Source organism: Rhodococcus rhodnii NBRC 100604, assembly GCF_001894925.1.
In the GTDB taxonomy this organism is placed as follows: domain Bacteria; phylum Actinomycetota; class Actinomycetes; order Mycobacteriales; family Mycobacteriaceae; genus Rhodococcus_F; species Rhodococcus_F rhodnii.
The window spans coordinates 105,778-120,871 of record NZ_BCXD01000012.1 but is presented as its reverse complement, the minus strand read 5'-3'; the positions used below and the strand labels follow the sequence as shown (position 1 = coordinate 120,871).

Annotated in this window: 14 protein-coding genes; 1 reads left to right on the top strand and 13 read right to left on the bottom strand. The window is 70.1% G+C overall.

Annotation, left to right across the window (positions count from 1 at the left end; all coding sequences use genetic code 11):
* Nucleotides 1–8: 8 nt before the first annotated feature.
* The 10 genes from RR1_RS11040 to purS form a co-directional block, all read right to left on the bottom strand.
* Nucleotides 9–1,778 (bottom strand): alpha/beta hydrolase, encoded by a 1,770-nt coding sequence (locus RR1_RS11040; RefSeq protein ID WP_010840219.1) that lies wholly within the window; start codon nucleotides 1,776–1,778, stop codon nucleotides 9–11.
* A gap of 3 nt (nucleotides 1,779–1,781) precedes the next feature.
* Nucleotides 1,782–4,100 carry a phosphoribosylformylglycinamidine synthase subunit PurL gene (gene purL / locus RR1_RS11035; RefSeq protein WP_010840220.1) on the bottom strand — a complete coding sequence of 773 codons (2,319 nt, stop codon included), beginning with the start codon at nucleotides 4,098–4,100 and terminating at the stop codon, nucleotides 1,782–1,784.
* Nucleotides 4,101–4,187: 87 nt separating this feature from the next.
* Nucleotides 4,188–5,696, bottom strand: coding sequence for a TRAP transporter large permease (locus RR1_RS11030; RefSeq protein WP_010840221.1), 1,509 nt, complete (start codon nucleotides 5,694–5,696; stop codon nucleotides 4,188–4,190).
* Nucleotides 5,680–6,243, bottom strand: coding sequence for a TRAP transporter small permease (locus RR1_RS11025; protein WP_010840222.1), 564 nt, complete (start codon nucleotides 6,241–6,243; stop codon nucleotides 5,680–5,682). The genes RR1_RS11030 and RR1_RS11025 overlap by 17 nt, the downstream gene beginning before the upstream one ends.
* On the bottom strand, nucleotides 6,240–7,451 hold the full coding sequence (locus RR1_RS11020; protein ID WP_010840223.1) for a C4-dicarboxylate TRAP transporter substrate-binding protein: 1,212 nt from the start codon (nucleotides 7,449–7,451) through the stop codon (nucleotides 6,240–6,242). Before RR1_RS11020 ends, RR1_RS11025 begins: the two co-directional genes overlap by 4 nt.
* Before the next feature lie 151 nt (nucleotides 7,452–7,602).
* Complete coding sequence (locus tag RR1_RS22885; RefSeq protein ID WP_010840224.1) at nucleotides 7,603–7,731, bottom strand: hypothetical protein; 129 nt, start codon at nucleotides 7,729–7,731, stop codon at nucleotides 7,603–7,605.
* A gap of 139 nt (nucleotides 7,732–7,870) precedes the next feature.
* Nucleotides 7,871–9,154 carry a M18 family aminopeptidase gene (locus RR1_RS11015; protein WP_072713631.1) on the bottom strand — a complete coding sequence of 428 codons (1,284 nt, stop codon included), beginning with the start codon at nucleotides 9,152–9,154 and terminating at the stop codon, nucleotides 7,871–7,873.
* A gap of 41 nt (nucleotides 9,155–9,195) precedes the next feature.
* Nucleotides 9,196–10,536: a glycoside hydrolase family 183 protein gene (locus RR1_RS11010; protein WP_010840226.1), complete on the bottom strand. Its 1,341-nt coding sequence runs from the start codon at nucleotides 10,534–10,536 to the stop codon at nucleotides 9,196–9,198.
* Nucleotides 10,537–10,670: 134 nt separating this feature from the next.
* Nucleotides 10,671–11,348, bottom strand: a complete 678-nt coding sequence (gene purQ, locus RR1_RS11005; protein ID WP_010840227.1) for a phosphoribosylformylglycinamidine synthase subunit PurQ — start codon at nucleotides 11,346–11,348, stop codon at nucleotides 10,671–10,673.
* A gap of 2 nt (nucleotides 11,349–11,350) precedes the next feature.
* A complete protein-coding gene (purS, locus tag RR1_RS11000; protein ID WP_010840228.1) occupies nucleotides 11,351–11,590 on the bottom strand; it encodes a phosphoribosylformylglycinamidine synthase subunit PurS in 240 nt (79 codons plus the stop codon).
* 132 nt (nucleotides 11,591–11,722) lie between these two features.
* Here purS and RR1_RS10995 point away from each other — a divergent pair, with 132 nt between their 5' ends.
* Nucleotides 11,723–12,367 carry an MBL fold metallo-hydrolase gene (locus RR1_RS10995; RefSeq protein WP_040775436.1) on the top strand — a complete coding sequence of 215 codons (645 nt, stop codon included), beginning with the start codon at nucleotides 11,723–11,725 and terminating at the stop codon, nucleotides 12,365–12,367.
* Between the two features lie 10 nt (nucleotides 12,368–12,377).
* Here the strand turns inward: RR1_RS10995 and RR1_RS10990 are convergent, their stop codons facing one another.
* From RR1_RS10990 to RR1_RS10980, 3 genes are read right to left on the bottom strand one after another with little or no spacing between them, the layout of a single operon-like run.
* Nucleotides 12,378–13,076, bottom strand: a complete 699-nt coding sequence (locus RR1_RS10990; protein WP_010840230.1) for a DUF2334 domain-containing protein — start codon at nucleotides 13,074–13,076, stop codon at nucleotides 12,378–12,380.
* Nucleotides 13,073–14,554 (bottom strand): MFS transporter, encoded by a 1,482-nt coding sequence (locus RR1_RS10985; RefSeq protein WP_010840231.1) that lies wholly within the window; start codon nucleotides 14,552–14,554, stop codon nucleotides 13,073–13,075. Before RR1_RS10985 ends, RR1_RS10990 begins: the two co-directional genes overlap by 4 nt.
* Nucleotides 14,551–15,063 carry a MarR family winged helix-turn-helix transcriptional regulator gene (locus RR1_RS10980; protein WP_081634270.1) on the bottom strand — a complete coding sequence of 171 codons (513 nt, stop codon included), beginning with the start codon at nucleotides 15,061–15,063 and terminating at the stop codon, nucleotides 14,551–14,553. The genes RR1_RS10985 and RR1_RS10980 overlap by 4 nt, the downstream gene beginning before the upstream one ends.
* Nucleotides 15,064–15,094 lie beyond the last annotated feature (31 nt).

Sequence of the window (15,094 nt, the reverse complement as noted above, 5' to 3'; positions counted from 1 at the left end):
GGTGAGTGTCACTTCTCGGGTCCCGAATTGTGCCGGTAGTCCTCGAGGGTCGCACGCGCACGTTCGGTGTCCTGCGGCGTCCAGCCCTCGGGCTGGGCGATCGCCACCCAGCCGTCCAGAACCAGTGTGCCGTAGTTGTGGCCGTGCCCGTCGGGAACGCCCGCGGCGTTGGCGAGGTCTGCCGACACCTGCCAGAACGTCACGAACGGGAACCACTTCATCGACGGAGTGCGGTCGGAGCCCGGTGGCTCCTGTAGCCAGTCGGGTCTTTCGAACAGCAGGTCCGTCGTCCACCAGACGACGGGATCGGACGCGTGCTGGATGTAGAGGACGCGGGGCGAGAGCCACTCGCGCGTCGTGTCGTCGATGTCCTCCCGGTCGTTCGCGAACCGGACGACGAGCCCGCCCGCATACACGGGATCGACCTCGAGGGTCCCCGGATCGCGGCGCGCGACGAGCGACGACCACAGCTGATTGGCGTTGGGCGGGCCGACCCACAGCACGCCGTCGACCGTGCGGCGGATGTCCTCGAGCGAGTCGAACGCGCCTTCCCCCGCCTGGGTCCCGAGGCTCTCGCCGTAGACGAGCAGCTTCGGGCGCGTCTCCTCCGGTTCCTGCAGCCAGCGCGCGTGGACGGCGTCGACGAGACGTTTGCCCGCGTCGATCGCCTTCTGCCGGTCCGCGACGAACGAGATCCAGCTCGGCAGGTACGAGTACTGGCTCGCGACCAGCGCGCTGTCGCCGTTGTGGACGAGTTCGATCGCCTGCGCCGCCGTCGGATTCACCCAGCCGGTCCCCGTCGTCGGGATGACGACGAGCACCGATCGCGTGAACGCGCCGGTCCGCTCGAGTTCGCGGATGACGACGTCCATCCGCTCGTCGGGGTCCTCGGCGGTGTCGAGTCCCGCGTACACGCGGATCGGTTCGGCTGCGGGGCGGCCACTCGACGCCTGCAGTTCCTGTGCGTCGAGACCTCGCGAGACGAAGTTGCGGCCCTGCAGCCCGAGGGTGTCCCACGCGGCGAACGACTCGTCGCTGCCCGACCGCAGCGGACTCGTCGGCTGGAGCACGCCCTCGCTGGTCCCCTCGTTCTCGAGCGAGAACGCGTTGTTGACGGCCGAATACGTTCCGCGCACGAGCACGCCGTTGACGAGGGCCACGAGAACGATGACGACGACCGACACCCCGATGGTGAGCGACGTCCGCATCGAGAGGTGCGCGAACCGGATCAGCCGGCCCGCGATCCACCGCGCGATCTCCCGCAGGACGCGATAGGCGGCGACGATCGTCGCCGCAACGAGCATGCTCATCGCGATCGTGCGGATGTACGCGAACGTCGTCGTCTCGTCCATGTTCATCAGCCGCGCGATCTCGCGTTGCCAGCCCGCGCCGTAGACGAGCATGACGAGCGACACGAGCACCGATGTGAGGACGACGAAGACGCGCAGCGCGCCGTTCCACGGCCGCGGCAACGGCCACCAGCTGCGGCCGCGCAGCAGCCAGCGGCTCACCGCCCAGCCGATGATCGTGCCGAGCGTGTAGCCGATCGCCGCATTGATGCCGCCGATCAGCCCCTGGAACAGCCAGTCGCGCGGCAGCAGCGACGGCGTGAGCGACCAGCAGAAGAACAGCGACCCGACGGCGATCCCGGTGTAGTCGAGCCGCAGGTAGTCCCACGTCTCGTCGAGGATCGGCGGGACGTGGAACCGTGCGGGATCGATCAGCCGCGGATGGTCGTCACGCGTCCGATCTGGCGTCTCGGTCTCGGGATCGCCCAAGCGTCACCCGAACAATGCAGGAAGCGTTCCCTCGTGCGCCTCGCGCAGATCCGCGAGCGTCACGGCGAAGTGCCCCTGAACCTCGATCGAATCCGAGCCTTCGTCGACGACGCCGATCCGGACCCACGGCAGCCCGCGGGCACTGCACATTCCGGTGAACCGGGTCTCCTCGGTGCGCGGCACCGCCACGAGCACACGGCCCGCCGACTCCGAGAACAGCGTCACGAACGGGTCGGCGCCCTCGGGCAGCAGGATCCGGCAGCCCGTCTCCCCCGCGAGCGAGGCCTCGACGACGGCCTGCGCGAGGCCGCCCTCCGAGAGGTCGTGTGCGGCCGACACGAGGCCGTCGCGCGAGGCGGCGAGCAGGATGTCGGCGAGCAGCCGCTCGCGTTCGAGGTCGACCTGCGGCGGCACGCCACCGAGATGACCGTGCTCGACCTGCGACCAGATCGAGCCGTCGAACTCGTCGTGGGTGTCGCCGAGCAGGATCAGCGTCTCGCCGGGCTCGAGGCCGAGGCCCGTGGGGATGCGGCGATGCACGTCGTCGATGACGCCGAGCACGGCGACGACCGGCGTCGGATGGATCGCTGTGGCGCCCGTCTGGTTGTAGAACGAGACGTTGCCGCCGGTCACGGGGATGCCGAGCTGCGCGCAGCCGTCCGCGAGACCGCGGACGGCCTGCTGGAACTGCCACATGACGCCAGGGTCCTCGGGCGACCCGAAGTTGAGGCAGTTGCTCACGGCCTTCGGGGTCGAGCCCGTCACCGCGACGTTGCGGTACGCCTCGGCGAGCGCCAGCTGCGCGCCGCGGTACGGGTCGAGCTGGGTGTAGCGGCCGGACGCGTCGGTCGCGAGCGCGATGCCGCGACCGGTCTCCTCGTCGATCCGCACGACACCGGAGTCGGCGTGCTCGGCGAGCACGGTGTTGCCGCGCACGTAGCGGTCGTACTGCTCGGTGATCCACTTGCGGCTGCACAGCGCGGGCGAGGCGATCATCTTCAGCAGCGTCGCGCGAAGTTCCTCGGCGGTCTCGGGCCGCGCGAGCTGCGCGGTCGTGTTCGCGACGAGGGCGTCCTGGGTCGCGGGGCGCGCGACGGGCCGCTCGTACACCGGGCCCTCGTGAGCGACGGTGCGCGGCGGGACGTCGACGACGGTCTCGCCGTGCCACGAGATCGTGAGGTGCTCGCCGTCGGTCACCTCGCCGATGACGGTCGCGAGCACGTCCCACTTCTTGCACACGGCCATGAACTCGTCGACGTTCTCGGGCGTGACGACGGCGCACATGCGTTCCTGCGACTCGCTCGACAGCACCTCGGCGGGCGTCATGTTCGCGGCGCGCGTGGGCGCCTCGTCGAGCCGGATGTGCATGCCGCCGTCACCGGCGGCGGCGAGCTCGGACGTCGCGCACGACAGTCCCGCGCCGCCGAGATCCTGGATGCCGACGACGAGCTTCTCGCGGTAGAGGTCGAGACAGCACTCGATGAGCACCTTCTCGGTGAACGGGTCGCCGACCTGGACGGACGGTAGCTTCTTGCGGCCCTTGTTCGACGGATGCGCGCCACCGACCTCGTCGTCGCCACGCTCCTCGTCACCGTCGAAAGTCTCCGAGGCGAGCACCGAGACGCCGCCGATGCCGTCGAGGCCCGTGCGCGCGCCGAACAGGACGATCTTGTTGCCGGTGCCGGACGCGAACGCGAGGTGCAGGTCCTCGACGCGCATCGCGCCCGCGCACAGCGCGTTGACGAGCGGGTTGCCGTTGTAGGACTCGTCGAAGACGGTCTCGCCGCCGACGTTCGGCAGGCCGAGCGAGTTGCCGTAGCCGCCGACTCCGCGCACGACGCCGTCGACGACACGACGGGTGTCGGGGGCGTCGGCGCGGCCGAAGCGCAGCTGATCCATGACGGCGATCGGGCGCGCGCCCATGGCCATGATGTCGCGGACGATGCCGCCGACACCCGTCGCGGCGCCCTGGTAGGGCTCGACGTACGACGGGTGGTTGTGGCTCTCGACCTTGAAGGTGACGGCCCAGCCGTCGCCGATGTCGACGACGCCGGCGTTCTCGCCGATACCCGCGAGCATGTTCGAGCGCATCTCGTCGGTCGTCGTCTCGCCGAAGTAGCGCAGGTGCACCTTCGACGACTTGTAGGAGCAGTGCTCGCTCCACATCACGGAGTACATCGCGAGCTCGGCGTCGGTCGGGCGACGGCCGAGAATCTCACGGATACGGACGTACTCGTCCTCTTTGAGGCCGAGTTCCTTCCAGGGCTGGTCCACCTCCGGCGTCGCGGTGGCGTTCTCGACGGTATCGACCTGCGGAGACACTGAACGTGGTCCTTCCCGTGACAGACGAATCGGCTACACCGGTACGCGAGTGTCGCCGATTCGTCAGTCTACCGTCGCCGCCCCTCGTCACTCCGCAGAGGACGTTCCCGGCAGCCACAGTGCCAGATCGGGCCAGAAGACGAGGAGGACGAGCACTCCCCCGCTCACCGCGACGAACCACGCGGTCCCCTTGAACACGTCCGACAGCGTGATCCGCGTTCCGAGGTTCACGTCGGGGTTCTGCGCGATGCGATGGACGATGTAGCTGAGCAGTCCGATCGGCGGTGTCACGAGCGCGAGTTCCACCAGGATGATCATGAAGACGCCGAACCACACCAGATCGACGTCGTACACCGCGAGCACCGGCATGAGGATCGGCACCGTCAGCAGGATCAGCGCGAGCCCCTCCATGAACATGCCGAGGATCAGGAAGACCACGATCAGCAGGAGCAGGAACGCGACCCGCGAGAGCCCGAGTGCCGTGACCCGGTCGGTGAGGACGTCGGCGACGCCGCTGAGCGCGACGACTCTGGTGAGCACGTGAACGCCCATGAGCAGCAGGAAGATCGAGGCGACGCCGGCCGCCGTCTCGCGGAGCGACGCCGCGAGGGTGCGGCCGAGGAAGCGGACGCTGCGGTCGGGGCCGAACAGCCAGCCGAGCAGGACGGCGGCGATCGCACCGAACGCCCCGGCCTCGGTCGGTGTGAAGAGTCCCGAATACATGCCGCCGATGAGCAGCACCATGATGAAGGTGACGGGCGTGACGTCGACGAGCGAGCGCCAGCGTGCGCGCCACGTGTAGGTGCGGCCGGTCCGCGGCGCGAGCGTCGGGTCGATCGTGCAGCGGATCATGATCATGAGCCCGTACGCGAACGCCGTCACGAGGCCGGGGACGAGCGCGGCGAGCAACTGCGGGCCGACGGGCGTCTCGGCGACGCCCGCGTAGATGACGAGGACGACGCTCGGCGGGATGAGCATGCCGAGACTGCCCGACATCGCCACGACGCCCGTCGCGAGCGACGGCTTGTAGCCGGCGCGGATCATCTCGGGAATCGTCGTGCGGCCGAGCGTGTAGGTGATCGCGATCGTGCTGCCGCTCGACGCCGCGAGCCCGGCGCCCGCGTAGTTGGTGGAGACGGCGAGCCCGCCGGGGAGCTTCCCGAGCCAGTGTTCCGCCGCGGAGAAGAGTTTCGCGGTGAGCGCGAACTTGCCCATCGCGATGCCCATGAGGATGAACAGCGGGATCACCGACAGGCTCCAGCTCGCGGCGGACGCGAAGGGGACGTCCTCGAGTGTCACCGCCACCGCGCTCGTCCCCGCGAGCTTCCACAACCCGAGCGCGCCGGCCGCCATGATCGCGATACCGACGTGAATTCCAGTGGCGAGCAACATGATCGCGAGCACGATGGTGAGCAGACCGACGGTGGTGTCCTCCATCGTGGGAGTGAAGAGCACCACGAGGGCGAGGACGGCCGCCGCACCGACCAGCACCAGATAGCCGGTGTTCCAGCGCTTCTCGTTCGATCCGGTCCCGTCGCCGGGGCCGGGCGCGACGCCAGCGGGATCGTGCTGCGGGGCTTCAGCGTGCAGTGCCATCGGAGTCCTTCGATGCGCCGGGTCCCGCTCGCAGTACCGCGACGAGCGAGAGCAGGATTTGGACGGTGAACAGGGCGAAGCCCACGGCGAGCACGATCTTCACGGGCCACACGGGCACGGCGATCGCGGCGAGGGCGACCTGCCGGACCTCGGTCGCGAACACGGCGGCGACGATCGAGTACCACGTGAGGGCCGCGACCATCACGAGGGCGACGGCGCGCACGAGAACGTCGGAGAACCACTTGGTGGGTCCGGTGAGGTTCGCCGTGAGCAGGGTCGCCCCGATGTGTTCGCCGGCGCGCTCGGCGTAGGCCATCGACAGCATCACGACGATCACCATCGACCAGTTCTGGGTGATCTCGAGGGTGCCGGGCAGCGGGCTGTTGAAGAGGTTGCGGCCGGTGACGTCCACGGCGATGTGGAGTGCCATGAACACGGTGGTCAGACCGGCGACGGTGGCGCACCCGAACACGATCGCGGCGAACACGCGATCGAAGCGTCCACGCTCGTGTCGCGGTGTGGGCGTGATGTTCTCGGTGACGGTCATCGGTCGTCTCCCGGTCGCAGCGGCCCGAAGACCTCGTTCTCCATGTCGGTCCGGAAAGGGGCGAGGTCGAGCGCGGTCTCCTCGGGATCGGCCGACTCGGGTGCGGGTTCGTCGTAGCCCGCCGTTCCCAGCCGTTCGCGCCATTCCGTGAGCGTCGCGCGGTACCGGTCGATCACGGCGGCGGGATCGTCGATGCCGGGAGGTGCGTCGCTCGCGAGGCTCGCGCGCACCTGCTGCTGATGGTCACGCAGTGCGGTGACCATCGCGTCGTCGGCGGTGTGGAACTGCACGCCGTGCTCGGGCCCCTCGTCGAACTTGCGCTGTTCGAGGATCAGCGACTCCTGCCGCAGGTACTCCTCGTGCCAGGTCGGCAGCGCATCCCACATCGCCTGCTGCGCGTCGGGTGGCAGCGAGTCCCACACGTCGAGGTTCATGACGAGGAACTGCGTGTACCCGGTCAGCGGCACCTCGACGTAGTGCTTGGCGACCTCCCAGATCCCCAGGGAGACGAGGATCTTCGCGCTGACGACGGTGCAGTCGATGACGCCGCGCTGCAGACCCTCGTAGATCTCGCCGGTCGGGAGGCTCACCGGGACCATTCCCATCGCTTCGATCTCGGTGAAGTTGAACGCGCCACCGCTGCGGACGCGCTTGCCGGCGGCGTCGGCGAGGGAGGTCACGGGTTCCTTGCACGCGAGGTGGTAGTTGCTCGCCGGAGTCCAGGTGAACAACAGCTTCATGCCGCGGTCCTCGAACTGCTCGGTGACGGCGGGCTCGTTGAGTGCGAAGTCCGAGAGTGCGCCGAACGCCTGCATCGCGCCGAGCGGATACTCGGATTCGACGGCGCTGCCGAGCTTCGTCATCCAGTCCGTCACCGGGTACTCGGACGGGTAGTAGCTGGGCGTGAACATGCCGATGTCGGCGACTCCCCCGCGGATGCCCTGCGCCATGTCGGCACCCTTGAGCAGCGATCCGCCCCAGAACTGGTCGAACGTGACGACGCCGCCGGAGCGCTCCTCCACCTCGTCCGCGAACGCCTGGAACGGCCCGGCCGACGACGCCGACGTGTAGTCGGCGTAGCGCAGCGTGAGCGGCTCCATCTCGCTCAGGCTCGCGCCGGTGATGTCGTGGCCACCGCCGCACGCCGTGGCGGTCATCGCCCCGGCGAGAACTGCCGCGCAGGCCGCGCGGGTCGTTCGTTGCGTCATTGCACTCACCTTCTGTGGGATGAGGCAATTCAAGTGGCCTCCGTCACAGAGGGCAAAGAGCGGTGCGCAATGACACTCTTAGGCGTTCGCTATGGATGGGCAAAGAGACGCCCGGCCCGCAGACGCGAGTCGCGAACGAGCGACGGCCCGACTACTCGGCGACGGCGTCGGCCACCAGCGGGGTGATCTGCTCGGTCGCCCACGTCAGCGACGGGCCGGACGGGAACGCGAGCGCGGCCGGGACACCGACGGGCTTGGGGATGGAGACGAGGCCTCCCACGAGTCCGCGTCGGGTTCGGTGTCGAACTGGACGACGGGCGCGAGCGGGCGCTGCGGCGCGTCGTCGACGACGGTCTCACCGAAGGCGCCGCTCAGAGTCACCGGGAACGATCCGGTCTCGGCCGGTCCCGCGGCGTCGGTCAGTCCTCGGGGCTGAGGAAGGCCGCGAGCGCGTCCGAGTACATCCGGATGTCCGCTGCTCCCATGATCTCTCGCGCCGAGTGCATCGCGAGCTGCGGCGCTCCGACGTCGACGGTCGTGATTCCGGTGCGCGAGGCCGTGATCGGGCCGATCGTCGAACCGCACGGGAGATCGGCCCGATGGACGTATCGCTGCAGCGGCACCCCGACCTGCGCGCACGCGAGCGCGAACGCGGCCTCGCCGCGCGAGTCGGACGCGTACCGCAGATTCTGGTTGACCTTGAGGACGGGGCCGCCGCCGAGCGCGATGCGATGCAGCGGTTCGTGCCGTTCGGGCTGGGTCGGGTGCGTCGCATGGGCCATGTCGCCCGACGCGACGAGCGACCCGGCCTTGGCCCGCAGGTACTCCTCGCGGCCGCCGCCGCGCGCGAGCACGATCCGCTCGAGCACGGAGTTCAGCAGATCCGAGAACGCGCCGCGCTCGGACATGCTGCCGACCTCCTCGTGATCGAAGAGGGCGAGCACCGGGACGAAGTCGCCGGGCGCGTCCGCCGCGGCGAGCAGTGCGTGCATGCCGGCGTAGCAGGTTCCCTGATTGTCGAGGCGTGGCGCGCTGACGAACTCGGAGTCGACACCCGTGACCCGGCTGGGCGCGCAGTCGTGCGTCATGAGCTCGAAGCCGAGGACGTCGTCCGGGGCCACCTCGGCGCGATCGGCGATGTAGGCGAGGAACGACCGCGGGGTGTCGCCGAGACCCCACACGGCGTCGACGTGCCGCTGCGGATCGAGGTGCACGCCCTTGCGATCCTCCGACAGGTGGATCGCGAGCTGCGGGACGCGCAGGACGGGATCATCGACCCGCACCAGGACGTCCTCGGCGACCGCGCCGCGGCGCACGCTCAGCCGGCCCGACACCCCGAGGTCGCGGTCGAGCCACGAGTTCAGCCACGCGCCGCCGTAGGGCTCGAGCGCGACGATCCGCCACCCGGCGGCGACGCGATCCGGATGCTGCTTGACGCGGAGGTTGGGGCTGTCGGTGTGGCCGCCGACGATCCGGAACGGCGCTGTGCGCGAGACCGATTCGGTGCTCCACGCGATGAGCGACCCACCCCGGACGACGAAGTACCGGCCGGGCTCGCTCGGCCACGACTGCGTCTCGTCGACCCGGACGAAGCCGCTCGCGAGCAGTGCTGCCGACGCCGTCGCACACACGTGGAACGGCGACGGCGACGCGTCGACGAAATCGCACAGGCCTTCGGCGTTGGTCCACGTCGTGAGGGTCATGCCCCCATCATGTCAGGCCCGCGCCGTGCCGGACGCCACCGTCACCCCGGGTAGTCGATCCGTTCCAGCGTCGTCTGCGGATCGAGCCGGTCGGCCTGATCGGTCGCCGACATCTGCAGGCCCTGCAGGTCGCTGCGCATGTAGATGACGTTGTACCGGTTCCACGTCGTCGCGACGAAGTACAGGTAGCGCCCGTCCGACCACGGATGCATGAAGCCGTCGTACAGCGACGGGAGCAGCGCGCCGTTGAGCAGCGTCTGCATTCCGCTCCACGGCCCCTCGAGGTCGTCCGCCTGCCGGATGACGAGGCCGCGCACGGGATCGGTGAACATCGCGACGTACTTGCCGAGGTAGTCGTTCCACTGCACCGACAGCTCGCTCACGGTGCCGGGGATGACGACGTCGGCGGCCGCGATGTCGTCGACCCACGCCGACCCGTTCCAGTACTGGTAGGCCGCGAGGTCGTTGACCTGCTCGGGCGCGAAGCGCGCGAGACGCGCGGGCCCGAATCTGCCCGAACCGGTGCCGAACTCGTAGATGTAGCCGTCGTCGCCGGTGACGTAGGCACTCTGCTGGAAGTTCGCGTTCGCGGCCGCGACCGACGGCAGCCCCGGGATGGTGACCTCGGGGATGGGCGCGGGCACCCGCGCCGTGCCGGGCTCGGTGGTCCAGTTCTCGCCGCCATCCGTCGAGCGCGCGAGACCGGAGTAGTTCGTCGTCCAGTTGCCCGGCGTGTCCCAGCTGCGCACCGACATGTAGCGGACGTACTGATCGGAACCGATCGAGACACCGGCCGTGGGGATCACGGTGTACTCGACGGGGCTTCCGGGCGGCAGGTCGAGGAGCCCGTCGATGATCTGCTTGGAGTGCCCCGGGGCGTCGAGCGGCGACGAGTCGATCCGCATGCCGTCCTCGAGGTTCGTGTCGCTGCTGCGGAACAGGACGTTGCTCCGCCAGTCGGCATCGGGCGTCTCGCAGTCGCCGACGGTGTCGCCGAAGGCCATCATGACCTCGCCGCCGCTCGGCCACATGATGCCGAGGTCGGTGCCGGAGACGCTGAACCGCTCGATGGTCTCGTTCGGGCTGCCCGGGCCCGTGACCATCTCGATCGCCTGCGTACGCCCGATGAGCTGCGGGACGCCGCCGTCGGGCGGACCCGACAGCCACGGCAGGCCGAAGTCACGGAACGATCCGGTGGAACTACCGAACACCGTGCTGCCGCTGCTGCTTCCGGACGTCTGCCCGCACGGGCCGCCCTGCGCGGCGGCCGGAGTCGCCACCGCGACCGACAACCCCGCGGCGACCGCCGCGGCCGACAGCGCCGAACACCACCGGGCCGAACCCCACCGGAAGGAACTCGATCGAACGTTCGGCACCCGCATCCTCCTCGTCGCACGCAGTCGCACATGCACTCTGGGCATGTGCCGACACCCAATCACGAGGAGGCCACGACGTCCCCGGTTTGGGGCGAGATCGTTACCGGGCGGAGACGGTCCTGGTCGCGCAGAGAGACCGATCAGGCGGAGACGACGGCGTCGAGGACCGAATAGAACATGCCGAGACCGTCGTCGCTCGGGCCGGTGAGCGGCTCGGTCGCGTGCTCGGGGTGCGGCATGAGGCCGACGACGCGGCCGTTCGCCGACGAGATGCCCGCGATGGCGCCCTGCGACCCGTTCGGGTTGTCACCCGAGTAACGGAAGACGACGCGGCCCTCGCCCTCGAGCTCGTCGAGGACGTGCTGCGGCGCCTGGTAGCGGCCCTCGCCCGACTTGAGCGGCACGAGGATCTCGGCGCCGGCGTCGTAACGGCTCGTCCACGCGGTCGAGGTGTTCTCGACCTTCAGCCACTGGTCGCGACACACGAAGTGCAGGCCCTCGTTGCGGGTCAGCGCACCCGGCAGCAGGCCCGCTTCGGCCAGCACCTGGAAGCCGTTGCAGATACCGAGGACGGGCATGCCCTTCCCGGCTGCCTCGACGACCTTGCCCATGACGGGGGCGAACCGGGCGATCGCGCCGCAGCGCAGGTAGTCGCCGTACGAGAAGCCGCCGGGAACGATCACGGCGTCGACGCCGCGGAGGTCGGCGTCACCGTGCCACAGGCTCACGGCCTCGCCACCGGCGAGCCGGACGGCGCGCGCGGCGTCGACGTCGTCGAGCGTGCCGGGGAAGGTGACGACCCCGATGCGTGCGGTCATGCTCACGCCTCGATCCGGCGGACGGTCCAGTCCTCGATCACGGTGTTCGCGAGCAGCGCTTCGGCGATCTGCTCGAGCTGCGCGTCGTCGACGCTGCCGTCGACCTCGAGCTCGAACCGCTTGCCCTGGCGCACGTCGGTGACGCCGTTGAATCCGAGACGCGGCAGCGCCTTCGCGACGGCCTGACCCTGCGGGTCGAGAATCTCGGCCTTGGGCATGACTTCGACGACGACACGGGCCACGCGAACGCTCCTCGGTAGGTACGGCGGGCCGATGGGGGCGTATCGGCCGCTGCCGAGTTTACCGGTCGGTCCGCGGCGGCCCGCAGCGCGTCGTTTCACCACCGGCCGCGCCGGGCCGGTGATACTCGAGGGATGCATCTGACTCACTTCGGACACAGCTGCGTGCTCGTGGAACTCGGCGGCACGAAGATCCTCTTCGACCCGGGCAACCTGTCGCACGGGTTCGAAGGCGTCACGGATCTCGACGCGATCATGATCACGCACCAGCATCCCGATCACGTCGACACCACCCGCCTGCCCGCGCTCGTCGACGGCAACCCCGGTGCCGCGCGCTACGCCGACCCGCAGACCGCGCAGCAGCTCGGCGGAGACTGGACGCCCGTGCGGCCGGGCGACGAGTTCGACGTCGCGAACGTGCACGTCGCGGGCACGGGCGGGATGCACGCGGTGATCCACCCGGACATCCCGCTCATCGACAACATCGCGTACCTGGTCGGCGACGCCGAGAACCGGGCGCGATTCATGCACCCGGGCGACTCGCTGTTCGTTCCCGACGAGAAGGTCGACGTCCTCGCGCTCCCCGCGGCGGCGCCGTGGCTCAAGATCTGGGAGTCGATCGACTACCTGCGTGCCGTGGCGCCGCGGGTCGCGGTCCCGATCCATCACGGCATCCTCGGCGACGCCGGCCGCGGCATCTTCTTCGGCCGTTACCCGGAGATGGCGCCCGAGGGCACCGAGTTCCGCGTCGTCGCCGACGAGGAGTCGGTCGAACTCTGACGACCTGCTCTCACGCGGCGCGGCGCAGCCGCTTCTCCCACGCGTAGACGGCGGGCACCGTGCCGTGGTGCAGCGCGAGGTCCACGGCGTCGAGCACGGCCCGTCTGGGCCCGGAACGGCCGAGCTGCGTCGCGGTGACGGCGAGTCGCACGGTGTTGCCTCGCCGCGCACGCCGTTCGGCGCTGAGCACGACGGCGCGGCACCACCACGGTTCGGTCGCCGAGCCCGCACCGATGCTGAGCAGCCCGGTGCGCGTGAGTTCGCACGTCGTGGTGTCGAGGGTGCCGTTGGCGGTGACGGCGGTCCGGAATCCCGCGGCGGGCAGCGCCGCGAGGGCTCCGCTCGACAGGTTCCAGCGCGGTGCGGCGAAGAGCCGCGTCCGCAGGCCCGCGTGCTCGAGGACGCGATCGGCGGCACCGAGCCGCAACAGCGCCTCGTGCCGCGACAGCGCCGCGAACTCCGCCCTGCGCCGCGAGGTCGCCGCCTGGTCGTAGCCGTGCAGGACGATGGCGTCGCCGTGGGCGCGGCGCTGCCGGAGCCAGTCCTGCGTGGCGTCGTCGCGGACGAGCCGATAGTGCTCCTTCGCGCGGGGTGCGACGAAGAGCGACAGCGGCACACCGCGCTCGTCCATCTCGGCGGCGAACGTCTCGGCGTGGGATCGCGTGAGTGCCCGGATTCCCGACACCGACACGATCAGCTGCGCGGTCACGTCTGCGAGTGTGCCTCGCGATCGTGAACTCCGGGCGAATCGGACGTGTGGCGCGGGCGAAGTCCGCGCAGCGATCGCGAGGCGATCACGCCGACGAGCAGGACGACGCCGACGACGGCGATGAACGCCCCGATCCGCGCGATGCCCTGGTCGCCGGGCCCGACGTCGTGCGTCGCGAGGGCGATGACGACCGCAGCGAGGTTCGCGCCGATGTACTGGATCATCCGGTAGAGGCCGAGCGCCGTGCCCACGTCGCGCACCGTCGTGACGGCGTTGACGACGTTCTGGTTGCCCATGTTGTTGAAGCCGTTCGGGATGCCGAGCACGCAGGCGACGGCGACGAGGGCGACGACGGGCGTCGCGGCGTTCTCGAGCGTCATCAGCAGGACGCCGCCGACGGCGAGCGCGGCCGTCCCGATGCCGAGGGTCCACTTCGGCCCTGCCGTGGCGTACATACGCGACGCGACGATGGTGCCGATGATGCCGACACCCGCGACGGGCAGCATGAGCAGGCCCGCCTGGCTCGTCGAGAACCCGCGCGAGACCTGCAGCCACTGCGGAAGGCCGAAGAAGATGCAGTAGAACGCGGTGTACGTGACGAGCGTGCGGGACAACGTCGCCGCGAGCGCCGTGTTGCCCGCGATCGCACGCACGTCGATGAACGGCTCGCGGACGCGCGCCTCCCAGACCACGAAGGCCACCGCGACGAGGACGACGCCGGGCGCGAGCCACCACAGCGGATCGGTCGTGAGCGAGAGCAGCACGAACATCGCGCCCGACACCGTGAGCAGGAACAGCGCCATCCCGGGCAGATCCATCGAGTGCACGAGCGCGCGGAGGGACGACGGCGCCGGCTCGCCGGCGTCGGCGGCCAGCGCGTCGTCGCGCGGCACCCGCCACAGCACCCACACCGCCGACACGAGGACGATGGGGATGTTGATCCAGAGGATCGACTGCCACCCGAACAGGCCGACGAGCACGCCGCCCACGGTCGGCCCGAGCGCGACCATCGTCTGCGCGCACACGGTGAGGATCGCGAGGGCCGAACGGGTCTCGCCGCCGGTGCGGGTGGCGATCGACCGCACGATCGTCATGGCCGTCGGATACTGCGCGGCGGTGCCGATGCCGAGGATCACGCGGCCCGCGATGAGCCAGCCGAGCGACGGGGCGAGTGCACCGACGAGCGATCCGACGGCGACGAGCGCGAGCCCGCCGAGGAAGAGTTTGCGGGGCCCGACCAGGACGCCGAGCCTGCCCGCCGTCGGCGCCGAGACGGCCGTCGCGATGTAGAGCGCGGAGATGACCCACGTGATGCCGGGACCGTTGCCGAAGTCCGCGGCGATCGCGACGAGCGCGACGGCGATCATCGACGAGTTGAGGCCCTGCAGCATGGTGCCGGAGCCGAGCCCGAGGGCGATCGACGTGGGAACGGCGCGCGGGGTGCGTGGCGCGGCGGTGTCGGTGGCTGCGCGGGTCACTGCCGAGCGCCCCGCTCGCCGGGGTCCGGGTCCCCGCCGAGCCCACGCATGATGCGTCCCGCGAGAAAGAGGACCTCCCGCTCGTGCGGGGTGCACTCGCGTTCGAGGAGATCGGCGAGCCAGCGCGAGCGCAGGACGCGGTCGTCGCGCACGCGCTCGCGGCCGGCGTCGGTGAGCGAGATCAGGCTCGCCCGCGCGTCGTCGGGATCGGGGCCTCGCGTGAGCATCCCCTCGCCCTCGAGATGCGCGATCGTGCGAGCGATCGACTGCGGCGTCACCTGCTCGCGGCGGGCGAGCGCGATGGCCGTCATGGGCCCGTGTCGTTCGAGATGTCCGAGCGCCTGGAGTTGGGTCGGGGTGAGCTTGTGGTCGCGACGCTCGCTGCGCAGGCGGCGGAAGAACGTCGTGACGTCGTCGCGGAACGCCGAGACTTCTGCCGAGACCGCGGGCGGGATGTCTCCCGGGATGTCGGTGGTCCGGCCGGTGTCGAGTGATTCCGCACGCGTCATATAGACAGTGTAGCTGTCGATATTGCCGCCA